This window comes from Micromonospora sp. RTP1Z1 (assembly GCF_033804685.1).
In the GTDB taxonomy this organism is placed as follows: Bacteria; Actinomycetota; Actinomycetes; order Mycobacteriales; family Micromonosporaceae; genus Micromonospora.
Window position 1 is genome coordinate 17,013 of record NZ_JAPFQV010000059.1, and the last position, 24,493, is coordinate 41,505.

At 68.5% G+C, this 24,493-nt stretch carries 28 protein-coding genes and 1 pseudogene; 9 read left to right on the top strand and 20 right to left on the bottom strand.

The annotated features are described in order from the left end of the window. The first annotated feature begins 1,007 nt into the window (after nt 1-1,007). Nucleotides 1,008-1,229 (top strand): winged helix-turn-helix domain-containing protein, encoded by a 222-nt coding sequence (locus SLP03_RS24690; protein ID WP_319463017.1) that lies wholly within the window; start codon nt 1,008-1,010, stop codon nt 1,227-1,229. A 355-nt stretch (nt 1,230-1,584) separates the two neighbouring features. On the opposite strand, the gene SLP03_RS24695 is transcribed toward SLP03_RS24690, so the two are convergent. Continuing rightward, the gene (locus tag SLP03_RS24695; protein ID WP_319463018.1) at nt 1,585-2,250 is read right to left on the bottom strand and encodes a peptidase A24; all 666 of its coding nucleotides are present in this window, start codon (nt 2,248-2,250) and stop codon (nt 1,585-1,587) included. Nucleotides 2,251-2,309: 59 nt separating this feature from the next. On the opposite strand from SLP03_RS24695, the gene SLP03_RS31740 reads away from it, so the two are divergent. The 3 genes from SLP03_RS31740 to SLP03_RS24705 are packed head-to-tail and all read left to right on the top strand — an operon-like array spanning nt 2,310 to nt 5,074. Next, the gene (locus tag SLP03_RS31740; RefSeq protein WP_413644745.1) at nt 2,310-2,537 is read left to right on the top strand and encodes a DUF6745 domain-containing protein; all 228 of its coding nucleotides are present in this window, start codon (nt 2,310-2,312) and stop codon (nt 2,535-2,537) included. Nucleotides 2,538-2,578: 41 nt separating this feature from the next. Then, nucleotides 2,579-4,792 carry an ATP-dependent RecD-like DNA helicase gene (locus SLP03_RS24700; protein WP_319463019.1) on the top strand — a complete coding sequence of 738 codons (2,214 nt, stop codon included), beginning with the start codon at nt 2,579-2,581 and terminating at the stop codon, nt 4,790-4,792. Nucleotides 4,793-4,825: 33 nt separating this feature from the next. Continuing rightward, on the top strand, nt 4,826-5,074 hold the full coding sequence (locus SLP03_RS24705; RefSeq protein WP_319463020.1) for a hypothetical protein: 249 nt from the start codon (nt 4,826-4,828) through the stop codon (nt 5,072-5,074). A gap of 65 nt (nt 5,075-5,139) precedes the next feature. On the opposite strand, the gene SLP03_RS24710 is transcribed toward SLP03_RS24705, so the two are convergent. Next, entirely contained in the window at nt 5,140-5,811 is a 672-nt protein-coding gene (locus SLP03_RS24710; protein WP_319463021.1) for an HNH endonuclease family protein, read from the bottom strand. Between the two features lie 271 nt (nt 5,812-6,082). Here SLP03_RS24710 and SLP03_RS24715 point away from each other — a divergent pair, with 271 nt between their 5' ends. Continuing rightward, nucleotides 6,083-7,030 carry an endonuclease/exonuclease/phosphatase family protein gene (locus SLP03_RS24715; RefSeq protein WP_319463022.1) on the top strand — a complete coding sequence of 316 codons (948 nt, stop codon included), beginning with the start codon at nt 6,083-6,085 and terminating at the stop codon, nt 7,028-7,030. A gap of 300 nt (nt 7,031-7,330) precedes the next feature. Here the strand turns inward: SLP03_RS24715 and SLP03_RS24720 are convergent, their stop codons facing one another. From SLP03_RS24720 to SLP03_RS24735, 3 genes and pseudogenes are all read right to left on the bottom strand, one after another. Then, complete coding sequence (locus SLP03_RS24720; RefSeq protein WP_319463042.1) at nt 7,331-7,558, bottom strand: hypothetical protein; 228 nt, start codon at nt 7,556-7,558, stop codon at nt 7,331-7,333. Continuing rightward, a complete protein-coding gene (locus SLP03_RS24725) occupies nt 7,507-7,794 on the bottom strand; it encodes a transposase (RefSeq protein ID WP_319463023.1) in 288 nt (95 codons plus the stop codon). Before SLP03_RS24725 ends, SLP03_RS24720 begins: the two co-directional genes overlap by 52 nt. A gap of 97 nt (nt 7,795-7,891) precedes the next feature. Continuing rightward, nucleotides 7,892-8,081, bottom strand: a pseudogene (locus SLP03_RS24735) (transposase); the annotation flags it as partial. Nucleotides 8,082-8,289: 208 nt separating this feature from the next. On the opposite strand from SLP03_RS24735, the gene SLP03_RS24740 reads away from it, so the two are divergent. Further along, a complete protein-coding gene (locus SLP03_RS24740) occupies nt 8,290-9,747 on the top strand; it encodes a stress response protein (RefSeq protein ID WP_319463025.1) in 1,458 nt (485 codons plus the stop codon). A 311-nt stretch (nt 9,748-10,058) separates the two neighbouring features. Continuing rightward, a complete protein-coding gene (locus SLP03_RS24745) occupies nt 10,059-10,799 on the top strand; it encodes a hypothetical protein (RefSeq protein ID WP_319463026.1) in 741 nt (246 codons plus the stop codon). A 197-nt stretch (nt 10,800-10,996) separates the two neighbouring features. Here SLP03_RS24745 and SLP03_RS24750 read toward each other — a convergent pair whose 3' ends face one another. Then, the gene (locus SLP03_RS24750; protein WP_319463027.1) at nt 10,997-14,476 is read right to left on the bottom strand and encodes an NERD domain-containing protein; all 3,480 of its coding nucleotides are present in this window, start codon (nt 14,474-14,476) and stop codon (nt 10,997-10,999) included. Here SLP03_RS24750 and SLP03_RS31745 point away from each other — a divergent pair. Then, entirely contained in the window at nt 14,393-14,611 is a 219-nt protein-coding gene (locus tag SLP03_RS31745; RefSeq protein WP_413644744.1) for a hypothetical protein, read from the top strand. The two genes, SLP03_RS24750 and SLP03_RS31745, sit on opposite strands and share 84 nt — an antisense overlap. Here SLP03_RS31745 and SLP03_RS24755 read toward each other — a convergent pair. Then, entirely contained in the window at nt 14,608-14,784 is a 177-nt protein-coding gene (locus SLP03_RS24755) for a hypothetical protein (protein WP_319463028.1), read from the bottom strand. The genes SLP03_RS31745 and SLP03_RS24755 overlap by 4 nt on opposite strands. Nucleotides 14,785-15,551: 767 nt before the next feature. On the opposite strand from SLP03_RS24755, the gene SLP03_RS24765 reads away from it, so the two are divergent. After that, the gene (locus SLP03_RS24765) at nt 15,552-15,962 is read left to right on the top strand and encodes a hypothetical protein (protein ID WP_319463030.1); all 411 of its coding nucleotides are present in this window, start codon (nt 15,552-15,554) and stop codon (nt 15,960-15,962) included. Nucleotides 15,963-16,734: 772 nt separating this feature from the next. On the opposite strand, the gene SLP03_RS24770 is transcribed toward SLP03_RS24765, so the two are convergent. The 13 genes from SLP03_RS24770 to SLP03_RS24830 all read right to left on the bottom strand — a co-directional run bounded on the left by SLP03_RS24770 (nt 16,735) and on the right by SLP03_RS24830 (nt 24,416). Then, nucleotides 16,735-17,226 (bottom strand): hypothetical protein, encoded by a 492-nt coding sequence (locus SLP03_RS24770; protein ID WP_319463031.1) that lies wholly within the window; start codon nt 17,224-17,226, stop codon nt 16,735-16,737. Nucleotides 17,227-17,242: 16 nt separating this feature from the next. Next, a complete protein-coding gene (locus SLP03_RS24775; protein ID WP_319463032.1) occupies nt 17,243-17,653 on the bottom strand; it encodes a hypothetical protein in 411 nt (136 codons plus the stop codon). Nucleotide 17,654: 1 nt separating this feature from the next. Beyond that, on the bottom strand, nt 17,655-17,921 hold the full coding sequence (locus tag SLP03_RS24780) for a hypothetical protein (RefSeq protein WP_319463033.1): 267 nt from the start codon (nt 17,919-17,921) through the stop codon (nt 17,655-17,657). Further along, on the bottom strand, nt 17,918-18,064 hold the full coding sequence (locus SLP03_RS24785) for a DUF6011 domain-containing protein (protein WP_176737432.1): 147 nt from the start codon (nt 18,062-18,064) through the stop codon (nt 17,918-17,920). The genes SLP03_RS24780 and SLP03_RS24785 overlap by 4 nt, the downstream gene beginning before the upstream one ends. A 3-nt stretch (nt 18,065-18,067) precedes the next feature. After that, the gene (locus tag SLP03_RS24790; protein WP_319463034.1) at nt 18,068-18,337 is read right to left on the bottom strand and encodes a hypothetical protein; all 270 of its coding nucleotides are present in this window, start codon (nt 18,335-18,337) and stop codon (nt 18,068-18,070) included. After that, nucleotides 18,337-18,825 (bottom strand): hypothetical protein, encoded by a 489-nt coding sequence (locus SLP03_RS24795; RefSeq protein WP_319463035.1) that lies wholly within the window; start codon nt 18,823-18,825, stop codon nt 18,337-18,339. The genes SLP03_RS24790 and SLP03_RS24795 overlap by 1 nt, the downstream gene beginning before the upstream one ends. A gap of 415 nt (nt 18,826-19,240) precedes the next feature. After that, on the bottom strand, nt 19,241-19,420 hold the full coding sequence (locus SLP03_RS24800; protein ID WP_319463036.1) for a hypothetical protein: 180 nt from the start codon (nt 19,418-19,420) through the stop codon (nt 19,241-19,243). 127 nt (nt 19,421-19,547) lie between these two features. Continuing rightward, entirely contained in the window at nt 19,548-20,633 is a 1,086-nt protein-coding gene (locus SLP03_RS24805; RefSeq protein WP_319463037.1) for a ParB/RepB/Spo0J family partition protein, read from the bottom strand. Between the two features lie 117 nt (nt 20,634-20,750). Then, on the bottom strand, nt 20,751-21,038 hold the full coding sequence (locus tag SLP03_RS24810; RefSeq protein WP_319463038.1) for a hypothetical protein: 288 nt from the start codon (nt 21,036-21,038) through the stop codon (nt 20,751-20,753). A 240-nt stretch (nt 21,039-21,278) separates the two neighbouring features. Continuing rightward, a complete protein-coding gene (locus SLP03_RS24815; protein WP_319463039.1) occupies nt 21,279-22,244 on the bottom strand; it encodes a recombinase family protein in 966 nt (321 codons plus the stop codon). A 325-nt stretch (nt 22,245-22,569) separates the two neighbouring features. After that, nucleotides 22,570-22,974, bottom strand: coding sequence for a hypothetical protein (locus tag SLP03_RS24820; RefSeq protein ID WP_091105796.1), 405 nt, complete (start codon nt 22,972-22,974; stop codon nt 22,570-22,572). Between the two features lie 14 nt (nt 22,975-22,988). Beyond that, complete coding sequence (locus tag SLP03_RS24825) at nt 22,989-23,990, bottom strand: DUF2637 domain-containing protein (RefSeq protein ID WP_319463040.1); 1,002 nt, start codon at nt 23,988-23,990, stop codon at nt 22,989-22,991. 135 nt (nt 23,991-24,125) lie between these two features. After that, a complete protein-coding gene (locus tag SLP03_RS24830) occupies nt 24,126-24,416 on the bottom strand; it encodes a hypothetical protein (RefSeq protein WP_319463041.1) in 291 nt (96 codons plus the stop codon). Between the last annotated feature and the right edge of the window lie 77 nt (nt 24,417-24,493).

The window sequence follows — 24,493 nt, forward strand, 5'->3', positions numbered from 1 at the left end:
CGACTCTGACTGGCGTTCGGGGTGGGACTCGGCCTTGCCTCGGCGGTCATCGCGTGGCGGGTCCCGGTCGACCCGTCGGGCAACGGGTTCGTCCTGGCCGTCTGGCTGGTGGTCCTGTACGCAGGTGTCCTGCTCTCCGTTGTCGACGTAGCCGTACGTCGCCTGCCCACCCTGGTCATCCGCCTCGCAGCAATCACGGCCGGCACGCTCCTGCTTATGCACGACCTGTTCACCGACCGGCCGTCCCTTCTCGGATCCGCGCTGCTGGCTGCAGCGGCGCTCGGCGGCGGGTACGCCCTCCTGGCCCTGGCGACGGGTGGCGGCCCGGGCATGGGCGACGTACGGCTCGCCCCGCTGCTCGGACTGGCGCTCGGTGCCGTCAGCTGGTCGGCCGTGCTGGTCGGCGGGCTTCCTGCCCTATCTGCTCGCCGCGCCGGTCGCGCTGGTACGGCTCGCCCGACGGATACCGGACCTCCCCCCTTCGGCCCATTTCTCGTCGCGGGAGCCGTGCTGGCGGCGCTCGTCCATAACCGGCAAGGTGCGCAAGGGGGCGCTCGTGAGGACCACAGCTGGTCAGGGGTCTCCTGCGCCCACGCGGACTTGTCCGTTGCTGAGGAGAACCCTGCGCCCTCGTGCGGGTCCCGCCGGTGCGCCTTGACCACGCCGATCGCCCAACTCAGCATGTCGCACCCGTTGTCCCGGCACTGCATGCAGCGGCCAGTGGCCCGGTGCGGGTTGGGCGGCTCGGAGTGCGCCGTGATCACCCGCTTGGCCGTCCAGAGAACCAGGGCGGGCGTGATGGGTCCGTCATCAATGGGCACGGTCAGACCTCCAGGGGCGAGCAGGTCCGGGCACCGATCGCCGATCAGGTGCCCGGACCGCTATCCGAGGTCCCGTAGGTTGCCGACCGGAGGGACCTGGCATCGAACCTGCCATGGTTAGCCATTGCTAGTCAAGGACTCGCCATGGGTGATTGAGTAGGAGGTGCCGACCGGAGGGAACTACCAGTGCCACCGCAGTACGCCTACCAGCGCGTAGCCGAAGACATGACGAACCGGATCAAGTCCGGGGAGTTTCCGCCCGGCTCACGCCTGCCGAGCCGCGCCGAATTGTGCCAGCAGTACGAGGTGTCCAGCTTCGTCGCGGACCGCGTGTTTCTGATCTTGAAGATGCAGGGACTGACGGAATCGCTGCCCGGAGCTGGGGTCTACGTGAAGGAGAACGGCTAGACGCCAAGCGGCCGCACATCTGCTGATACGACTTTCAACCAGCGGGTCGACAGCGGTACCTGGCCAGGCTTTCGGCCGCAGCACCCGGCGGCCACAAAGGCGCCCCCGGCGATGCGGCCAAGAACCCGCGATCACGAAAGCTCGTGCACCCCACCCACCGTATGCCGCTATGCGGTGGTCGCGGATGAACCGGTCGAGCGTGGCCACCTGCCCAGCGGACGTCGGGACTTTCATGTCCGCTGGCACTGCACCCGAACCGCCAGCCGGCCACCCGGCTTTCCCCTGGGTGCGGATCGCCTAGTGAACGCCCGGGAGCGGCAGCCTTCACCGTGGCGGGCGGTCGCGGCGGGAGGCGTCAGCCGGCCAGCGCCGCGGCGGCGAGCAGGAACGGCCCGAACGGCAACTCCAGACTGTTCCGGTCGTGGCCGGCACGAACCAGCTGGGTCAGGGCCACCGGCAGCGCCATCAGGTACGGCAGCACGGCCCCGAGCACGACGGCGGTCCAACCGCTGGCGCCCAGCAACAACCCGGTCAGGGCCGCGACGCGGACGTCTCCCATGCCGACCTGGCTGCCGAGGACCAGGACGAGTAACAGGTAGAACAGAGTCAGCACGGCGGACGCCGCCAGCGCTGTCACCAGCAGGCCAGGACGCCTCGACAAGTTGGCGGCGGCGGCGATCAGCACGGCTGTCATGGCCGACGTCCATGCCACCACGGGTGTCGGGAGGCGGCGTACCGCCACGTCGACGCTCGACAGCAGGACCCCGGTCTGGATGAGCCACGCGGTGAACAGCACCGCGTCTGCGGGGTGTGCGGCGGGCGATCGCCAGCCCATCACCAGCGTGGCGGCCGCGGCGGTGCCGCTGCACCACCACCACGGCGGGCCGGGTCGGGTCCGGCACCGGCCGCACCGTGCCGGTAGGGACAGCCAGCCACGCCAGCCCGCAGCGAAGGGTTGCCCGCACTCGTGGCAGCCTGCGCGCACCTGGTGCCCGGCCGGCACCGAGAGCCGGTAGGCCATCCGCGACAGCGCTGCCGCCGGATCGGGTAGTGCTCGCCGCCATCGACACCTACCGGGCCGTGCTCGGCACCGCACCTGACCTCGCATGGGAAGGATGCAGGGAGGTGGCGTTGGCGTCCGGGCCATGGTGGCCGTTCGCGGACGTAGCCGTCATGAGCGAACGACCCACCCTCCTGCGCCTCAACGCACAAGGCCAACTTCACTCCGACGACGGACCTGCTGTCACCTGGCCGGACGGCAAGCAGGTGTGGGCGCGAGATGGTGCGGTCACCGAGGCACGTCCCTAGGTGATCGTCTGCTCGCAGCGGTGTCAGCAGGGGACGGCAAGATGGTGGCCGTGTCTGCTCCCACCCGTCCCCCGCTGGCCACCCTGGATGCGGTGTTGGAGCGGCTGACGTACGTCAACGAAGAGACGGGGTACACCGTCGCCCGCGTGGCGACCGACCGCGGCAGTGACCTGTTGACCGTGGTGGGTGCGTTGTTGGGTGCACAGCCCGGGGAGAGCCTGCGCCTGTCGGGGCGCTGGTCGTCGCATCCGCAGTACGGCAGGCAGTTCGAGGTCGACTCCTACACCACCGTCTTGCCGGCCACGGTCCAGGGCATCCGGCGCTACCTCGGCTCGGGCCTGGTCAAGGGGATCGGGCCGGTGTTCGCCGAGCGGATCGTGGCGCACTTCGGCCTGGACACCCTGCGGGTGATCGAGGAGGAACCCTCCCGGCTGGTGGAGGTGCCGGGGCTGGGGCCGAAGCGCACGGCGAAGATCACCGCGGCGTGGGAGGAACAGAAGGCCATCAAGGAGGTGATGGTCTTCCTGCAAGGTGTCGGGGTGTCGACGTCCCTAGCAGTGCGGATCTTCAAGCAGTACGCCGACGCGTCCATCGACGTGGTCACGAAGGAGCCGTACCGGCTGGCCGCGGACGTGTGGGGCATCGGGTTCAAGACCGCCGACACCATCGCCCAAGCCGTCGGGATCCCCCACGACAGCCCTCAGCGGGTCATGGCCGGCCTGCAGTACACCCTGTCCGAGGCCACCGACTCGGGGCACTGCTACCTGCCTGGCGCGCAGCTCGTCGCCGACGCCACGAAGATCCTCGACGTGCCCGGCGACCTCGTCACCGGCTGCCTCGACGACCTGGTCGCCGACGAGGGCGTCGTCCGCGAGACCCTGCCCGGCGGCGACGGTGAGCCGGTGCAGGCGGTGTACCTGGTGCCGTTCCACCGCGCCGAGCAGTCCCTCGCCGGCTCCCTGCTGCGTCTGCTGCACGACCGGGCCGACCGGCTGCCCCACTTCGCCGGGGTGGACTGGGGCAAGGCCCTCACGTGGCTGAAGGCCCGCACCGGCGCGGACCTGGCCCCCGAGCAGGAACAGGCCGTCCGCCTCGCGCTCACATCGAAGGTGGCGGTGCTCACTGGGGGGCCGGGCTGCGGCAAGAGCTTCACCGTCCGTTCGATCGTCGAACTCGCCGCCGCGAAAAAGGCCAAGGTCACCCTCGTCGCCCCGACCGGCCGCGCCGCCAAGCGCCTCTCCGAGCTCACCGGCCACCCCGCCGCCACCGTGCACCGACTCCTGCAGCTACGCCCCGGCGGGGACGCCTCCTACGACCGGGACAACCCCCTCGACGTGGACCTGCTCGTGGTCGACGAGGCCTCCATGCTCGACCTGATCCTTGCCAACAAGCTCGTCAAAGCCGTCCCACCCGGCGCGCACCTGCTCCTGGTCGGCGACGTCGACCAACTCCCGTCGGTCGGCGCCGGGGAAGTCCTGCGCGACCTGCTCGCCGCCCCGGCGATCCCCAGGGTGCGGCTGACGCAGATCTTCCGCCAGGCCGCCCAGTCCGGCGTCGTCACCAATGCCCACCGCATCAACGCCGGCAAACCACCCCTTCTCGAGGGCATGTCGGACTTCTTCCTGTTCGCCTGCGACGACACCGACGCCACCGCCGCGCTCACCGTCGACGTCGCCTACACCCGCATACCGGCGCGCTTCGGGCTCGACCCGCGCCGGGACGTTCAGGTCCTCACCCCCATGCACCGCGGCCCCGCCGGCGCCGGCGCCCTCAACACCCTGCTGCAACAGCGCCTCACCCCGCACCGCGAGGGCCAGCCCGAACGGCGCGCAGGCGGGCGGGTGTTCCGCATCGGCGACAAGGTCACCCAGATCCGCAACAACTACGACAAGGGCCAAGCCGGCGTCTTCAACGGCACCCTCGGCATCGTCACCGCCCTCTCCACCGAGGAGCAAACCCTCACGGTGCGCACCGACGAGTACGAGAGCATCGACTACGACTTCGACGAACTCGACGAACTCGCCCACGCCTACGCCATGACCATCCACCGCTCCCAAGGCTCCGAATACCCCGCCGTCGTCATCCCCCTGACCACCAGCGCGTGGATGATGCTGCAACGCAACCTGCTCTACACCGCCGTCACCCGCGCCAAACAACTCGTCGTCCTCGTCGGCTCCCGCCGCGCCCTCGCCGCCGCCGTACGCACCGTCGGCGCCGGCCGCCGCCACACCGCCCTCGACCACCGACTTAGCTGACGCACGTCGGTCGAACACTTGTACGATGCCGTGGTGGAGGACGTGGCGGCAAGATGGTGGAACGGGATCTGGGGGCGCCTGGGCCGCCGCGACGTGTGGCTGACCCGCCAGGTCCGATGGAAGGTCGTCGCCCGCGCCGGGGACAGCGAGACAGGCCGGGTGCTGCGGTGGGAGTTCGACACCGAGCCCGAAGCCCTCGCGATGATCCAGCGTCTCCTCGCCGCCGACGCCGGCGGCAGTTGGCGCAAGCAAGCCAGCGACGCCGCCTCGTCCCCGCCCTAGTGACGGAGAGGGTCCGGCTGGCGGTCGCGTCTCAGAGGGCAGCGCCGCCGGCCGGAACTGCGCGGTCAGGAGGTGCAGGTGTTGAGCATGCTCTGCAGGGCGGACTTCTCCGACGACTGCAGCTTCAGGCCCCAGCTGTACTTCACAGTGATCCACATCTTGCTGTAGGTACACCGGTACGACGACAGCGGCGGCTGCCAGGTGGACGGGTCCTGGTCGCCCTTGGACTGGTTCACGTTGTCGGTCACCGCGATCAGCTGGGGGCGGGTCAGGTCGTTGGCGAAGCTCTGCCGGCGGCTGGTCGTCCAGGAGCTGGCGCCGGAGCGCCACGCCTCGGCCAGGGGTACGACGTGGTCGATGTCCACGTCGGAGGCCGCGTACCAGGTGGCGCCGTCGTACGGGCTGTACCAGCGGCCGGAGGTAGCCGCGCAGGAGCTGTTGACTACGACGGAGGTACCGTCGCGCTTGAGGACCTGCTCGCGGGTGTTGCAGGTACCGCTGATGGTGATCCAGTGCGGGAACAGATCGCGGGAGTAGCCGCTCGTCGAGCCCTGAGCCGCCACCGTCAATGCGTTGAGCTGCGACTGCGCGGTCGCCTTGGATGGGATGCCGGGAGGCGTTGCCAGGACCGGTTGAGCATTGACGGCGGCCAGGCAGGCGCCAGTTAGGGCTGCGACGGCCGTCGCGGCAACACGTCGCTGCAGTGAAGGTCGATCGGATCGTCGGATGACGCGCATGGCAGGCCTCCTTGGCAACCGCGGTGGACAGCGACCATCTCCAGCGAGCATGTCAATCGACGGTCATCTCCGTAAAGAGGTGAGGATCCTTCCGCGAAGATTGGTCCCAACCGACCCCTCGTCCGCGTCGCGCCGTCGGCAGCTGTGGCAGGCCCTTCTGTGCCACCCTGCTCGTCGCTGTCGACATGGCGACGCAGAGGCAATCCATGCTCGAACGGCGTCCTACAGTGCGACCTGAGGCTGGTAGCACACCTGGACGCAGGGGGCGACGGTGGCCAACGACCTGATCGTCATGACCTGGAACGTGGAGAACCTGTTCAGGCCTGACAGCACCGACACCTCGGCAGCGGAGACCTACGCCGCGAAGCTCGCCTACCTTGCCGGCCTCATCTCCGGCACCGGCGCGGACGTCGTCGCCCTGCAGGAGATCGGCCCTCCGGCAGCGGCTGAAGATCTCAGGGCAGCCCTCGGCGACCCGTGGCAGGCGGTCGTGTCGGCGCACCCGGACGGCCGTGGGATCCGCGTCGCTGTCCTCGCCCGGCACGCCCTCACCGAGGAAGCGCAGATCGTCGCGCTGCCGCAGGCCGGCCTGCCGGCGGTCCCCGACGTCGATGACGGGACACTCACCGCGCTCGGCCGCGGAGCGGTCCAGGTGCACGTCGACCGCGGCGGCCCAGGGCTGCGGCTGCTCACCGCCCACCTCAAGAGCAAGCTACTCACCTACCCGGGCGGGAGGCGCTACCCCGTCAACGAAGACGAACGCGCGCGCGGCGCCGGCTACGCCCTGCTGCGCCGCACCGCCGAAGCCGTCGCCCTCCGCGTACACCTCAACGACGTTCTGGCCGGAGCCGCTGTCGACGGGCAGCCCGGGATGCCGACGATCCTGTGCGGGGATCTCAACGACGGACCGGACGCCGTCACCACTGTCCTGCTGGAAGGTCCCGCCGACGGGGACATTCACCGCCCGGACAAGGGCGACGCGGTGCGGGTGTACAACCTCGGACGCCGTCTGCCCCCAGCCCGCGCCTACTCCCGCATCTACCAAGGCCGCGGCGAGCTCATCGACCACATCCTCGCCACCCGCGACCTACAACTGCGCCTGGCCAGCATCGACTCTCTGGTCGACGACATCACCTCCATCGGCGCTTCCACCCGCAGCCGTCAGGCTGCCGTCGTGCCAGATCACGCACCGGTCGTCGCTCGCTTCGCCGCTATTTAGCGCAGACCGCCGCTGCGCACGGCCAGCTACGCCGACTCGTTGCTCATGTGCCGCCAGGGCTTGCACCCGAGCGGCTCACCACTGGTTGCCATCCCGCAAGTTGCCGGTCGTACTCGGCGTCCACGTCCCAAGCCGCGTCGGCGTGGCGGGCGAGGTGATGGCCGAGACGGAACCTCAGGCCTCACTCGCCAACCTGGTATCGCAGCAATGCTCGGTCCGCAGGTAGAGGTCGCCGGGGCGCACCGCAACCAGGTGAGAGGGGCTTACTGGTCCCCGATGAGTCCATCGGTACCCATCGGCCTACGCCTCGTCGGTCCGCTGGTACCGGTAGACGTGGATGTCGTCGAAACGATCGCCCAGGACGTACACGTGCTCAGCCGCCGACGCCGCAACCTCGGATGCACCGACATACAGCCCGCCCTGAGGCATCCTCACCACCTCTGGCAGGTCGCCCTCAACAGTCGTCTCCACCGGCATCAGCCGTCCGTCGACCGGTCCGCCAAGGAACCACGCTTCCACCGCCGCCACAAAGCCATGATGACCGTCGCCATCAACCTCTGCGGTTCGACTGGCGCTCGGACCGCGTCGACGTCGGGTTGGTCCAAGATTGAGCGCACGAGGGTGGCGATCCACGGCTGCGTCGGCTTGGGCACCTTGATCAGCAGCTCGCGCAGGTAGCTGGTCCGGGCCGACCCCTGTGACCTGGGACCGGGTAGTGCGGCGCCGATCGGGATGGCGAGACCGCGGTGAGCATCGGAGATCACAAGCTACGCGCCGGACAGGCCGCGGGCGGTCAACGACCGCCAGAAACACCAACCAACCGGCTCCGTCCTCGCCTGAGGCGACGTCCAGGCCGAGAACCTCGCGTCGGCCATCTCCGATGACGTCAACGGCGACGAGAGCGTGGACGTTCAGGGCGGCCGGTGTCCCGGACCTTGATCGTCAACCCGCCCATCCACAAGAACGTGTAATGCCCGCTGCCAAGAGGCCGGCTGCGGAACGCCTCGGCCTGCGCGTCCAGATGCGTTGCTATCTCCCCGACCTGGCCCACCTCCTGCCCTGCCGAAGCAAAAACCCTGCAGTCGCGTACGACCTAATAGGAGGGACCGGCGGGTACCAGTGGTCACCGTCCGCCCCTATGCCCCTGCTCTACGTCCGAATCGGTCGGCTTTCCTGTGCACTCGTCGCTTCAGTCGGTCCGTTTTCTCCATGCACCTTAGGTGTAGTTTGCGTGAAACCCCCGTTACGAGGAGTGATCCATGCCGGAGGACACCTGGCTTACCGCCCGTCTCATCCCCACGTCTGGGATTAACGGCGCTGAAGAGCAGGAGCGGCGCGCGACGTCGGCACTGCTCGCGGTAATGACCGCCGTACGAGAGTTCGGTCGAGCCCTCACCCAGCCGCTGGGCGCGCCAGCCGGTCCCGTGCAGACGTTTATCGAGGTTCCCTTCAAGCACGGCGACAAGCAGTGCTTCCCCGACGGCCTCATCCGGGTCACCCGCGGCCAGCGCCAGTGGACCGCGCTCGTAGAGGTCAAGACAGGCAGCAATCAGCTGCAGTCAGAGCAGCTCGAGCGCTACCTGGATGTGGCTAGAGACGAGGGCTTCGATGCGTTGATCACGGTCTCCAACGAGATACCTCCCGTCGCGGGCCAGCATCCGACGCCGGTCGACAGACGCAAGCTCAAGAGGGTGACACTTCACCACCTACCGTGGAGCGAGATCCTCACGGCAGCCGTCATGCAGAAGGAATATCGCGGCGTCGCAGACCCTGACCAAGCGTGGGTTCTTGGCGAGTTGATCCGATACCTGGAACATCCTCGGTCCGGGGCTATGGAGTTCAACGACATGGGCCCGGCATGGGTGCCGGTGCGGGAGGCGGTCAGCGCGGGCACGCTGCGGCCCACCGACTCCGTTGTCACCGAGATCGCCGGACGGTTCGACGCCCTGGTGCGCTACGCCGGCCTCAAGTTGGGGCGGCGACTGGGCACGGAGGTCACGCCTGCCCTTACCCGCCGAGAACTGGCCGATCCCGCCAGCCGAACCCAGATGCTGGTCACGCAGTTGGCGTCCACCGGCCTCATGACCGCAGGGCTGAAGATCCCGGGCGCCATCGGCTCGCTCTACATCACGGCCGATCTGCGTGCCGCCAAGATCGTCTGTCACGTTGATGTGGATGCGCCGCGCGCGGGCAGACCCGCGACCCGGGTCAATTGGCTGATACGCCAGCTTAAAGATGCCCCGGACAACGTGCGGATCGAGGCGTTCACGATGCATGGCCGAGGGCCAGGAAACGTTGAACTTCTCCGAGTGGTCCGGAGTGACCCGACGACCTTGATCAGCGACCCCACGAAGGAACTGCGGTCCTTCCGCATCGCGCAAGTCTCTGCGGCGGGCTCGAAGCGCGGTACCGGCCGAGGGGCATTCATCGACTCGCTCCTCAGAGCCGTCGACGACTTCTACGAGCAGGTCATTCAGAACCTCAAACCCTGGATGCCGGCGCCCCCGCGGCTCAGATCCTCCGACGAGCCCCAACCCGTCGAACCAGTAGCCCCGAGCCTCGTGTCCACGGCGATCTCCTCCCAAGATGGCCCACAGCCGGATCAGACCTCGCCGAAGGCATCCGACGATGCACAACAGCACGCGACAACCACCGAGAAACCCCTCCCCAACCAGCTTGCCAAGCCGACCGGAAAGACCGCGTCCTCCACCACGTAATGACAATTATTGGTACACCACCAACCTTGCGGGAGCGCCGACCCTGTATTGCGTTCGCGCCCTGCTGTTCCGCCTGACGGTAGCTGGGAGCGCCTCGACGACCACCGGCCCGGCCGAGCCTGGCAAGAGGATGCTGAAGCTGGCACTGACCCTCCGCCTCCTAGAGGACCGTGCACCGCACGAGCCAGTGCAGGTGCATCTCCGCGGCAAAGCCCGCTGGCCGACGATCATCGGGCCTCGCCCCGGCGTCTGCCCCCAAATCCCGGTGCCGACACGATCGGGGCTTGCGGTAGCCCAGCACACTGTTAGTCGTGGATGAGATTGCTCGGCGAGCGGCCGGCGTCGCCGGCCAGTGGGCGAACGGTGGCGCGGTGGCCCCGGCGGTTGCGGCAACGTGCACGATGATTGGCATCGCTGCTCAATTGCCACCAGAGGCCGCCACCGCCGTAGGCGGGAGCGTCGGAGTAGCCGCCGGCTCGGTCGCCGAGGCCATGGTCGGCGTAGGTTACCGGCTCTGGTCCGACCGCGTGGAGAGGGTGAAGCAATTCACCGAGTCAGTGTCCGCTGAGGCGGGCGTACCGGCCGAGGACGTGCTCCGAGAGGCCATGGAGGACCCGCGCACGCTGGAGTTGTTTGCTCAGGTCGCTGAGTCTGCGTCGCGGGCGCTGGATGGCTGGAAGATCGATCTCCTCGCGAGCATCTTCGTTCGTGGCGCCCGGGACGGCGCGAATGTTGACGTTGCCGCCATGGTCTTCGACGCCGTGCGCGACCTGCAGAGACCCCACCTGCGGTTGCTCCAGATCTTGTCCGAGCCCAACCCGAACGGGGTGGAGGGACGCTGGCACGCTGAGCATGTGATGGCCGCCGACGAGGGCATCGGCGAGGCGTTCGACGCGTTGATCAGCAAACTGGCGGCCGCAGGTATGGCGACGGACACCCGGACGAAGACGCTGGTCTGGTACACCGGCGGCGCGTGGACGTTGACCGAACTCGGGCGGCAGTGCGTCGCCTACCTGGCTGAGCGCGGTGCGCAGTTGAACACGAAGTCCTGAAAGGCCACAGGCCCGGCTCGACACCGGCCCAGCGGAACCGAGCCCCATGCTCACAGGCTCGCCCCCGGATCAGTTCGTGCCGCCCGGCCACCATCGCGACGTGCTGGCAAAACTCGACGCCGTACACCCCCGGCCGCCGCATCAGTGGCCCTATGGGATGGGGATCGAAGCGGACGGTGAAGCTGAGGCTGTTGGCGTCACCTGCTTTGCAGCCTCCGTATCGCGCTAACCGCCACCCGCCCAAGCTCCGGATCTTCCACATACCGCTTGAGGAGTTCCACTGTTCCGGCATCGCCCACCGATTCGAGGATGCTCACGATACGGATATCCCGGTCTCCGAACGCGTGTTGGAAGATCGCCACTAACTCAGTGCGATGCGTCAGGCTCCATTCGAAAATGTCCCGAATCTTGCCGGGAAAGGTTGTCGCAATAGACTGAAGCAGTGGCGGCCCGCCACTGATCAGCGTGCTGCCCGCGGTCGTAAACCAGTACATTGGATCGGCGGCTGCCGGCAGTAGGTCAGCCTCCAGCCTTCTCCACAACGGCTCGCAGCGTGCAGCGACCTCTTCTGTCGATAGCCCTTTCTTGTGGAGCCAGAAAACGATGCCACCGTAACACTGCCAAGCCTCCTCAGCTTGCGTGCGGCAACTGAGTAGCTGCGGTGGCTCACCGAGAAAGAGCGCACAGCCGGCCATCGCGAGCATGTAACTGGCACCGACTCCCTGCTTGAAAGGTGTTTCGGTATCCAAGTGGCTGGCCCAGTATTGGAAAGCCGGTAGCGTCTGTGGATCAGCCGCCCTAATTAGTTCCTTGAGTAACGTGTCGAGCCAGAAGCTGTCCGACGTCGCGCCGAGCGCGGCAACGGTAAGTAGCGCGACCCGCCGCTCCGGCGCAAGCGCCTCCAATGCGGCGAAATATGGTGGACCGACAATATCTTCAAATTGGCTCGAAAAGATGCCGTACGCTCGCTCCTGGTACTGCCTGTCTGTGGGGTTCTCCAGTACCTCCTCGATCTCAGCCGCGATGTGGTCATGTTTTTCTGGTAGGTCGAGGAGGCCGTAGGCGTTGAGGGTTTCGAGAAGCAGGCTGGACAACATGATGTGGTCGGTGTGAAGTCCTTCGAGGACGGCGACGATCTCCTCGCGCTCGGGTTCTCCGTCGGTCGCCATGACGAACGAAAGGATCATGTCGAGCGCTTCGAGCCGCACGTGATACGCAGGGGTGCTCCAGCAAATTCGCAATACGCGTGCCGCCAGCGCTGCTGTCCGCAGCCCATTGACCGCGTGGAGCACCTCACACAGCAGGAGCAGCCGTCCAGGCGTCTGTGGGCCTGCGCCATCCACCAGTAGGGCCAAGCCATCGTCGCTAATCTCGGCGGCCCCGTCCCAACACAAGCGGCGGTCAAGGCTCGTGCGGCCCATGCGGCAAGCCTCAATGATGATGGCCGCGGCTACATCCCTGCGGGCGTTGCCCAAGCCGAACAGTACAGCCGACACGATCGTTGACATCGAGGGCTGCTTCCCGGCAGCACCTTGCGCCGCGAAGGATCGCCGGCATGCCGCGTCGGTGGCGTCCAGCAGTCTGGCTACTTCGGCGACAAAGTGACCGCGTAGTACTGCAATACCGACCATCGACAGGAGCGCCAAGTCGTTGGCCGTGACCCGGTGCCCTCCCACTACCTCGACCTTGTACTCGGAAGGAACAGTGAACGTCGTCTGCTCTAGGCCACGAGTGACGTCGTCAAGCAGCCGCACCGTGGCCTCGCGCGTCACGCGGGCGGCAAGCGCGCCGTGGCTAGCTTGCATGGCGCCCACATACAAGTCGTACTGAGCGAGACCGGTGAGCAACTGATCCAGCCGGGTGGTGTCTCCTTCGAGTTGGACGGCCAGCGGCATGAGGTCTTCATGCCGGGGCTTACGGAGTTCGGCGGCGAGATCGGTGGGATTGGGGTGTTGCAGCGCCAAGCCTTCAACGGCTAGGAACCGGCCGATGAGTTCATGCGAGAACGCGAACCTGCCCTGATCCGTCGCCGCCAGGGTGGTAGCGAACACGTCGTCGATCACGTTCGCTGGTGCGGACACGTCGGCGGCGTATCGTTCCACGACCCGCCACACTTCATCGAGAGGCAGCGACGTCACGAGCTGCTCGTCCATGGCGAGCGCGATCCTTCGTAGCGCCCCGCGGGTATGCGCTGGCGAGCCGGCCGTCCTCAGCCGTTTCCGAACGAACGCGGCGAGCAGTTCCGCTGTTGTGGGCGCGCCTTGCAACTCGGCGGCGCACTCGGCAGCGATCGCAAGCTCATACGCCGTCGTGAAGGGATCGCAGAGTGACAGGATCTCCGGTGCCCCATACGACGCGAGTATCGCCCGACGATCACCCTCTGCCAGGTCCCCGAGCCACATGCTCTCGCCTTGGAGGACCTCGGGCGAGGCGATTGGGGCCTGGCTCGTCAGCAACGTCCAAGCAGGTATGCGCAGGCAAAGCGCGCTCAAGTCGCCGAGCAGGGCTTCCTGGAAGGGCTGCGGACATTCGTTGAAGCCGTCGACGATGAGCAGAACTTGCTGGTGGGCGACAGTCGCGGCCTTAAACAACTCTCCAGCCGTGACGGAGGAAAACCGGGCTACACTTCGGTCGAGCGTCCACGATAGCCGGCCCTCATAGGCACCCGCGGCAATAAAAACCGGAACGTGGCCTTCCGCAGCCTTGTCCAGCGCGGTGTGCTTAGCGAGATGTGATTTTCCGCTTCCCGACGGTCCAACGAGCTGGAGATGCCTTGCTGCGGCGAGCACGCTGTCAGCCCGGACGGTTACCGTCAGTTCGGAGCCGACACTGGCGGGCAATGGGACGAGTTCGTGGAGCCCAGTGCCGTAGAAGCCGCGTAACCGCCGCCGGTAGTTCTCGATCAGCTCGATCGCCGCAGCCACGGAAAGATCTTGCTTCGTCACGGAGTCGACGGCGTTCGTCAGCGCCAGCATCCGAACAAATGCAAGCCAGTGTTCGCGGTTCCAGGTTGGGCGGGCGCCCGGCGATGTCAAGAAGTCCAGGAATTCGGGATAGCCGAGGGTCCTCGCCTTGTAGTCGCCCGGAACTTCCGAGCCCTCTTCTAAACGAGGGTAGACACACACAACGCTATCGAACTGTGTGTAAAACTTCCTACCAATCAGGGGCGGTACGCTCTTGTCTTTCTCGATAAGCGAGTGCATGTCGTCGCTGAGGGCAAACCGACAGGTGACCGCTTGAGTGTACGGGTTCTGGCGATCGATGACCTCGAGGCTGCCGTCGGGCTGTCGCGCAGACCAAGGTCCATTCGTTTGTCCGACAATGGGTTTCGTATAGTTCTTGAGTTCGACGTGGCACACATGCTGGTCAGTGATAATGAGAAAATCGACCTGGCGAGAACCATTTGCCGTGAAGAAGTTTACGAGGATGATCGTCGATACGCCTCGCGAAATTAGGTCGGCCTTAAGCTGAGCGAGAAACTGCCTCTCAGACAGCTCCTGCGGCTCCTCATTCCAAAATACCTCGATCGTTACGCTCATCCTGCGCATACTTTGCCATGACCTAGTCAGTCCTTCAAGGACTCGCCCGCAGGCATGAGCACCGCCGGCGAAGACGACGCGCACGCCGGAGAACTGGAAACTTCCGTTCTGCTGCACTTGGAGCCACAGCTCGTCCAACCCGGCCACAAGAGACTGGGTCCTGAAGACGCGCTGCGGTCGACGAACGAGCCGATGACCGCCTGGCCCAACCCCCGAGGTGGATTACGAGCCCTGCCCGGCACAGGGCGGAGAGCTGGCGCGCGACGGGTCTAGCCAGCTTCGCCTTCAAGCTCCCTGCGGCGCTTCTCTGCCCAGGCCCGGATGTCGGCCGTCGCCCACACCCGCCCCACGGTCAGGTGCGCAATCGGCTCAGGGAAGTCGAGACGGTCGGCGAGTGTGTTCGCTCGCTGCCTGGACACACCGAGGAAGGCCGCGATCTCGGCCATGGCCATTACATCCCCGGTCATCAGTGCCGACCATGCGACCGGGGCTGTTTACGACACGTCACCCTACCCCCTTGACGAGTCGTAAACCCGTCGGCGAGAGTCAGCGCATGCCCAGGAGGAGAGCACCCAAACCCGTGCCGCTCGCACCCATCCATCGGCCCGTGTGGCGGCGCTGGTTCCGCCGCGATTGCTCCTGCGGACTGAGGTGGAAGACGTGCCCAGACAAGCGCCTTCCCGTGCCCGTCGAGCCTCAGCGGGTCGAGCCGCCCAGGCGGGCCGACTCGCCCCACTGGAATCAGCAGACCGAGATCATGTGGGTGGGAAACGGGCTCACGAGAGGACAGGCGTACCGCGCGAAAGGCGGCCGGCATGCGTGAGCATCTACCCATCCGCCCTTTATGGCTGTGTCGAGACTGCGCGCAGCCGTGGCCGTGCGGGGAGGCTCGGTTGAGACTCTCGGCGGAGTACGCAAACGATCAAGTAGCGCTGCGCGTGTACCTGGCGTCCATGCTCGGCGAGGCCGCGGACGAGCTGCGCAAGCTCAACCCCGAGCCTGGGCCAGATCACATGCTCCTGTTCGGAAGGTTCCTTGGCTGGACGAGGCAGGGCAAGAATCCAGGTCAGGCGGGCGAATAGGAGCCTCATCCGCTACATATCGTCCTAACCGCCCTGGGCCTTAGGCCACCGCTCTAGATCCGCCTCGACGGAGGAGTCGGCCCGGTGGCTTCTGGCCTTAGCCGGAGGCCGCGGCGCTGACCGTCGATTCGATGATCTCGGACGTTGCTGTCCTTCCCGCCGAGCCATCCAGGCTCGGCATGTCGCGCCAGACCGGTTACACCCGTACTCGGACGGTCCCGCCGGTCCGTGAGTGGCTCATGCTGGGCGCCGGCCTTGCCGCCGTCATTGGCTCGGTCATGCCTTGGGCCAAGGTCAGCGGACCGATCCTGGGCAAGATGTCCGTGTCCTGGGTCGACGGTTCGGACGGTTGGATCACTGCCGGGCTCGGCCTCGTGGTGACTGTCTACGGCGGACTGGCTCTGCGGGGCCAGCGGACGCCCGCCGCTGCACCGGTCTCTGCTGGCCTCTCCGCCACCGGATTGCTCGGAATCGGGGCCTTGAAGATTGCCGAGCTGCAGCCGACGGAGGCGGACATGCAGCGAGCAGGTCGGTGGGGATGATCCTCTGGGCATCGGGAAGGCGAACGAGCGCCGCCACCCAGATCAGCGTGGGCTCTGGGCTCTGGCTGCTCACGGTCGCGGGCACAGCTGCTGCTGCCACCGTTGCGCTGATCATCATCACCCGTTACCGCTCCGCCAACAGATGACGCAGCCCGAGGTGACTGCCAACCGCGGCAGGCTATCCGGCCGCCACGTTCAACCCAAAGCCGGAGGAGTTTCCGGCCCCGGGTTCGCGCGCCCGCCTAGAGGGCCACTACTCCAGGTGCGGCAACGGCGGGTGCCTCCGAGGCCTGCTCCCAAACTGCTCCCAAATTAAGCGGCAACAGCGGAGAAGCCCGTTACCGGCGGCTCCGGCGACGGGCTTCCTACCTGCGTATATCGATGGTGGGCGATACTGGGATCGAACCAGTGACCTCTTCGGTGTGAAGGAAGTGCTCTCCAGAGCGTCACTAGTTGACCCGGACGCGCAGCGGCAAGTTCCCCGGCCTATCGCCAACTCGGCCTGCGGCTGACAACCACCCGGAAACACAAACGGTGCGAGCCGCACTGGCTCGCACCGTTGATCTTCTGGTGTCCGAGGGGGGACTTGAACCCCGCAGCTCCAACCCGTTGAGCTGCAAATATTCTATCGGCGCTGCTCAGCTCGTGTCTACTCGTGCTCCCTTGTGGCCGCTTGTAGCCCTCTGTTCCCCGCCGTGATCCCCCGGGGATCACCGTTGATCTTGCCCAAGCGAAGGGGGCCGGCCCATCGGACCGGCCCCCAGCTGTACGGCTACAGTCGCTCAGCGACCCCGTGCACCGTGTCGGCCGCGTCGACCGGCACCTCTTCCCACATCCAGTGGCCGCCCATCACAACGTACCGGCCGTGCTCGTCCGGCTCGATGCGCAGGTCCTCCTCGTCGAGCGCCTTCCGGTCGACCACGATCGTGTCGCCTTCCCAGCGCATCGGCGGCACGTCCTGGTCGAGGTACCGCTCCAGCTTGTCGCCGGCCATCCCGTGCGCCGCCAGCAGCACCCGGTTGTGCCGCCGGGACAGCTCCTGGTCGGTCACCACCGCGGCGGCGACGTCGCGGGTGCAGGACCACACCGCCCAGCCGTTCCAGCGCCGGACCAGCGTGCCGGCGTACGCCGACTCGAACCGGCGGCCGCCGTCGTACGGGTACTCCAGCCACTCCCCCGAGAAGTACCCGGGCTCGCCGGGCTGGAGGTCCGGGTTGAGGTCGAGCGGCACGCTCGCCTCCGGTCGTTCAAGAGTCAGTTCCACGTGAACTCCTTCGTCGTCAGAACAGGGTTGCTGCCGGCGTTTCGCGCCGCCGGTCCAGCTCGCGCACTTCGTGTCCGGTCTGGTCTTCCCACCACGCGGCGAACATGCGCCGATGGCACCAGTTGTCCGGCGGCGGCACGTTCAGGTCGCAGAAGCAGAGCAGGACCAGGCGGTCGCTATCGGCCGCGTCGGCGATCTCCGCGAACTGCTCGGAGATCAGGTCCACCCCGGCGGCCTCCAGCCGCTCCAGGTAGATGTGCCGGTACGGCCCCTGCTGCATCCGCAGCATCCCGTACGTCGGCGCCAGCAGCCGGGCGAAACCGGCCAGGTCGTACGGCAACGGGAACCGGGGCTTGCCGACCGTCGTCCGGACCGGCGCGCCCTGGTCAGGGCTGAACCGCTGGTAGCGGTTCGTGTACAGCTGCAACTCACCCTCCATGTTGAGGCTCTTCGTGGTCGTAGTAGAGCTTCCCGATCAACGGGACCAGCTCGTCCAGGTGAGCGCCCAGCGCGTCCAGCGCGGACGCGACCACCGACGGCGGACCCTGGATGGTCAGCAGCTCCAGCTCCACGATCGCGTCGCCGTGGGCGACGTCGACCGGCTGGGCGTCGGGCAGCGGCGGCAGCGGCAGGACCGCCTTCGCCTCCACCCTCGGCACGTAGATCCCGCCCTCGTGCCTCAGGATCACGCTCACGCTGCTCCCTCCATCAGTAGCCGCTTGATGCGGCACTTCGGTCCGACCCGCTCGGCGCGAGCCCGCTTCGTCCGCAGCGGACGTCCGCAGTCCTCGCACTCCACGGGCTCTTCGTCGGGGCTGGCCGCCACCTGGTCAGGCATCGGCTACCTCCTCCCTCGCAGCCGGGCGGCGATCCCCCGGCACCAGCCGCGGTCGACCCCGAGCCGTTCGGCCACCTCGCCGGCGCTGTAGCCGTCGACGAGGTACCTCGTGGCCAGGGTCGCCACCCGGTCGTCGACCGGCGGGGCGTCCGCCGGCGGCCGGGCCACCGTCGGGCGCCCCCGGCGCGGCGGCGGCTCGGCCCCCGTCTCGCGCCGGGTGGCGCGGGCCCGGGCCAGAGCCCGGTCCCGCGCCGTCTTCGGGTCGTCGGCCACTACGCCGCGACCTTGGCCCCGGCCCGGTGCTGGCCCTTGTCCGGGGTCGGCATCGGCACCACCGCGACGACCTTCTGCCGCTCGGCCATCCACTGCCCGCCGCCCCGGGCCAGCCGCTCGACCAGCTCGTCACGCAGCTTCTTCGCGCCCTCGACGTACTTCTCCAGGTCGTGCAGCACGGCGCGGGCCAGCGGGTCACCGGCCTCCGCCTTCGCCCGCGAGGGCGGCAGCAGGTACCGGTGGTGGGCGGCCAGCTCCATGTCGGCGACGTCGCAGGCGAACGCGATCCCGCGCACCTCGGCGCCCTTGTGGATCGCGTCGACCACGGCCTCGGCCAGGTCCCGGGCGTCGCGCTCGTCGAGCCGCAGCCCAATGTCCTTCCCGGCCGCGAGGAGCACGGCGGCCGCCATCTCCCGCACCGCCAGGTAGCCCGGCAGGGCCGCCTTCACCTGGCGAGCCTGCTCTTCCTGCTGGGCGGTGAGGCTCATCGGGCCTCACCCCTCACGCAACGCGGGCCGCAATCTGGCATTGCGGCCGTACAGCTTGCGGACACACTCGTCCCCTCTCCGTTCGGTTTCGGCAGCTGGGCTGCCCTGACTTCCGCGACGAGCGCCGGACCGGCTTGGCTGTCGAACACCGCGCGTCGGGCGACCCGGAAGGCCGCCGGTCCGAGCGGGACCGCGTTCAGCATCCGCGCCTGCCGGTACAGCTCGGCCTGCGCTCGTCGCATCGCCTGCCGCAGGCGGGCCGGCCCAGACGGCAGCGGCCACGCCCACAGGACTGTGACCACTCGCCTCGCACCGATCGCCTCCAACAGCCGGGGGTTGTACATAGACATTGTATCGGACAGAACACGCACAGTCAAACTGCGACCGTACAGCTGACGCCCACGGCGAAGCCGCCTCACAGGTTCAGAGCCCGCCGCTGATCGTCGGAGAGCACCTTCCGGGCCTTCTCGACGAGCGGCCCGCCGTCGCAGGCCAGGCACAGCACCACCGGGTCGCGTTCGCCTCGGCGCACCCTGACCTTGCCCCGCCGGCACACCCCGCACGGCGGCAGCTCGATCGGCCCGATGACCGGCATCAGCCGGCCCCACGCGAACAGGCGCCCACGCCCGGAGCATACGCACTCCCACTGCGCCCCGACAGCCAGCGAGCGGACAGACGAGGACGCCCCGCGGGTCAGCCCGCCGGGCGTCCACTCTCACCGGTCAGTGCTGGCACACCGAGCAGAAGCCATACTCCTCCACCGCGTCGGCGTGGCCCTCCCACTCGCAGTTCGGGTCCACCTTGATCGACCCGTCGTTGACCGGCACCGTCGGCACCGGCGTCACATCGATCAGCTCGGCCGGCACCTCCACCACGACCTCCGGGTCCAGCTCCACCTTGACCGACGCCGCGATCGCCTGCGCCTTGCGCAGCTTCGCCGACACCTTCCCCGCCGCCGTCCGCAGGTGGTCCACCCGCTGCCGGTACGCGGCCACGCCGCCGTCGGCGCCGGCGAGCAGCTTCGCCAGCTCCACCTCGTCCAGCTGCGCCAGCTCGGCCAGGATCTCGCCGGCCGCCGCCAGGCGGTCGATCTTGCTGGTCACCCGCTTCCGCTTGGCGACCACCTCCGCCTGCTCTTCCTCGCTGTGCTCGGCCTCGTCGAGCTGGAAGAACCCGCCCTGGTCCTCCGCCGCCTTGCACGCCTTGGCGAACGCCTCCGCGTCCCGCGCCGACGAGAACTCGCCGCGCGCCCACTTCACCAGGAACCGCCGCTGCTGGTCGGCGGACAGCCGGCACACGTACCAGGCGACGCCCACCTGCAGCTGCCCCTTGGCCACGAGCTGCTTCGCGTCGTCGATCAGGCCGAGCAGGTCGATCCGCCACCCGATGTACGGCTGGCTCTTGCCGAACAGCTCGGCGATCGCCTCGACCTCCCAGCCGGCGTCCGCGAGGCGCGCATAGGCCGCGGCCTCCTCCATCGCCGTCATGTCCTGCCGGTTGACGTTCTCCGCCACCTGCGCGATGAACGCCGCCTCGTCGTCCATCTCCCAGACCATCGCGGCCAGCTCCTCGATGCCGCCCTGCTGGGCGGCCCGCCAGCGCCGCTCGCCGACGACCAGGCGGTAGGTGCCCGCCTTCGCCAGCTTCCGCACGGCGACCGGCTGGAGCTGGCCGAGCTTCTTCATCGACGCCGCCAGCTCGGCCAGCTCCTCCTCGGTGAACTGCTTGCGCGGCTGGTCCGGGTCCGCCTCGATCTTCCCGACGGGGATCGTCCGCAGCACCGGCTTCGCCGGCTTCTTCGCAGTCACACTCGCAACCATCGTCTTCCTCCACAGTGAACGGGGCGCACCAAGCGGTACACATTCATTGTAGTCAAAAGACGATCTTGCCGTCAATGTTTTATGTACGCCGGACCGTGGAGCGCCTCACGATGCCATCGCCGTCGAGGACACCATCGCCGCGAGGAGCGTCGGGGCCAGGGGGCCGGCGGCCGCCATGCTGCGAGCCGTCCGCACCGTGCGCCGCACCGTGCGCCGCACCGCCCGACCGGCCACTCTCGACAGCATCTCGACCGGCGCCTCAGGCCGCAGCACGGCCGCCACCTTCTCCGCCTGCTCGTCGCTGAGGTCGGCGTCGTCCGCCCGCCCCGACGCCAGCTCCGCCTCGATCCGCTCCGCCAGCGTCTGGACCTCGATCTCGCGCTTCCGGTACAACGTCTCAGCTCCCCGTCATCCGTCTCGATGCACTAACCATCCCACTGCGGCCCCACAGGGCAGCCGGCGGCTAAGGCAGCCTTAAGAAAGATCAACGCAGATGATCCTATGCAGACGGTGGCCGGAAAAAACAGGGCGGAACCGAACTCGGCAAATACTTTTCACGCACCACGCGGCAGCGCCCTGTTACATCGAGGCACCCCGCGCCGATAGAACAATGCGGAGGAAACTACTCACCGGTCACTTCCAGACGAACTCCAGGCGGTCGACGTCGAGCTGCGTCGCCCCCGCCCGGGTCGCCGGCTTCACGACGATCCGGTCCAGCACCAGCGCCAGCAGCTCGCGGCGGCGCTCCAGCGGCGCGTCGATCCACCACTCGGCCAGGCCTTCCGGCGTCGTCGCCGGCAGCGCCTGCAACCGCTGCGCCTGGGCCAGCCGCTCGCGCAGCTGCTTCTGCTCGCGCTTCGCCTCGGCCTCGATCGCCGTCAGCGTCACCAGGCTGATCTCCCGCTTGGCGTACGCCTGGCCGGCCTCGGCGAGACGGTCGTCGATCGCCTGCAGAACCGCCTGCATCGTCCCCTCGCCGCTTAGCGCCGAGCCGACCGCGCGCTCCAGCCGGGCGCGCACCTTCGGCGACGCCAGCCGCGCGAGCGCCCGGGCGGCGACCTCCTCCTCCAGGCTCTCCGCCGCGATCCGGATGCGCCCGCACCCGTAGCTCGGGCTGCCGGCCCGGCAGACGTACCCGCGCTTGCCGCTGTTGCTCGGCTGCGTGTAGAGCGGCTTGCCGTCGATGTGCGTGCCCGGCCCGTGCTCATCCGGCAGCGGGTAGCCGCACACCAGGAACCCGCCGGACAGCAGGTACTTCCGCACGTTCGTCGCGCCCGGCTGCTTGCGCTCCGGAGCGTCCAGCAGCTCCAGCAGCCGCTGGTGGGTGGCCGCGTCGATGATCGGCGCCCACGAGCCGCTGCCGACGACCTCGCCGTGGTAGGTCCGCAGGCCCGCCAGCCGCGGGTTGCGCAGCAGCCGCGACAGCGACTGCTGGGTCCAGGGCCGCCCGGCCGACGTCATGATCTCCCGCGCCCGCAGATCGGCGACGGTTGATCGCATACTCTCCCCGTCGAGCACTCGCTTCACGACGTCGCGGATCACCGCCGCCTCGGCGTCGATGATCTCCAGTCCTGTCTCGTCGTACCCGTAGCAACGCATCGGACCCCCAGCACGCGAAAAGCCGGCCTGAACTCGACCGGCCTATAAGCTAGCAGTGCTCCATCGCACCGTGCTACCTACGGGCACGTATGAGTCACCCGCAGCAATTGTCGCCTTCCAGACACTGTTACCTCACAGGCAACTCGGACAACTGCGGACACAAAGAGCCCGGGACCCCCTGCTCGAGGTCCCGGGCTCTTGGTCGGTTGCGGGTCCGGTCAGGCCTCGCTGTCCCCCGACGGCTCTCCTGACCGGCCCCGCACACCGCACGGCATCGTGGGACGAGGCCGGTCACATTCAACCACTGCGACCGGACGGCTCGCCACTACAGCGAAACCCAGCGGTCGCCCTCGCGGTACTGGATCTCGACGCACCCGTAGTTCGGCGTGCCGAAGTCGTACAGCGGCCCGAAGTCGGCCTCGCCGCCGGGCTCCCCCTCGGTCCAGATCAGGCCCTCGTACACCACGCCGCGCTCGTCCGGGTCGACGTCCTTCCCGTCCGCGATCGCGCCCTCGTCGATGTCGCCCTCGTCGAGCAGTCGGAACCGGCGGCCCTGCGTCCGGGCCCGCTCGAACATCTCCTCGGTCGCCTGCCCGGGGCCAGCCGTCCCGACCTCCGACTCCGACGTGCCGTGCAGCTCGTGGTCCCGGTCCCGGGTCAGCACCCAGGCGTACGGGTCGCTGGGGAACTGCGCCGCCCGCGCGGCCTGGATCATCGCCATCGACACCATCTGTCTCTCCTCCTCTACTGGACCCCGGCGCCGACCGGCACCCGGGCTTCCTGCTGGTCGGTTTCGCCGGCGACGCCGCCGCCGGCCTCCTGCTCGGCCTGGAGCTCGCCCCGGGCCTCCTTGATCCGGTTCCGGCCCCACCGCTCGCTGCGCTTGAAGCGGTCGCCGAGCGCCTTGCCCGTCAGCGGCTCACCGGCCGCCAGCGAGTCCCGCCACACCTTCCGGGCCGCCGCGTTCTCGTCAGCCGTGTCCGGCGGCACCGGGTCCGGCGGCGGCACCGGCTGCTGGGCTGGCCACGGCTCCGGCGGCACCACCACGTCCAGCGACGGCAGCGGCACCCACGCCGACTGCGGCACCGGCTCGGGGTCCGGCGGCACCGGCAGCGGCTCCGGCTCGGGGTCCGGCAGCGGCACGGGCTCGGGCTCGTCGGCACGCGGCACCGGCTCGGGCTCCGGCACGGCGGCCGGCGGCACCGGCTCCGGCTCGCGCTGCGGCACCGGCACCGGGGGCGGCGGCACCGGGGCCGCGCCGACGGACGCCAGGAACGCCTCCCGCTCGGCGGCACGGGCCAGGGCGGCGGCACGCTCGGCCGCGTCCGCCTCGCGCCGCTGCTGCGACAGCACCACCAGCCCGATCGACGCCACAACCACCAGGCCGGCGACGGACAGCGGCAGCGTGCTCGCCGTCAGGCCGTCCTCGCCGTACTCCAGGACCAGGCCCGTCATGTGCCGGTAGCTGGCCAGCGCGGCGACCCCGGCGACGATCACCGTGCTGGCGATCTGCACGCGCCGCAGCCAGGTGTGCCGCGGGGGCGGCACCCGCGTCATCACCTCCGAGCACAGCAGCAGCGCCAGCGGCGCCCACCCCGCGACGGCACGCGCCACGGCACCGGCACCGGCGTGCGCGATGTTCGCCGCCAGCGATGCCGCGATGCCGGCACTGAACGCCAGCCACACCGACGACCACGCGCCCCGGCTCGGCCGCTCCGGCACGTCGACCTTCTCCACGTGAACCACGCCGCCCTACCCGGCGGCCTCGGCGGCACCGCCGCCGGTCGGCAGTGCCGGCACGTCCGGCACCCTCTTGCTCTCCATCGGTTTCCCTCCAACAGGTCGAGACCGCCCGGGGTCCCGGGCGGCTCTCGTCGGTCGTCACAGGCGCGTCAGCGTCTCCCCCACCAGCTCGCCGCGCTCGGCCACCGCCGCCTCGTGCTCGTGCAGGTGGTTGGCGCACAGCAGGCACTCCTGCGTCCACGGGGCCAGCTCCAGGCCCTCCTCCGGGTCGAACAGGCACAGCCCGCCGTCCCCGCACTTCTCGCCGTCGTGCTCGATCACCACGCGGGCGACCGCCGGCTGGGTGCACGGCCCGCCGTCCTCCTCGGGCACGAACTCGGCGTTGAAGGTCGGGATCACAAGGCGCTCGGTGCAGGTCAGCTCGGTCATCTCTCGCTCCTCAGGTCAGGGCAGGTCGGGTATGGAAGCGGGGGGGGGGGGCGGGGGGGGGCCGGCGGGGGGGGGGG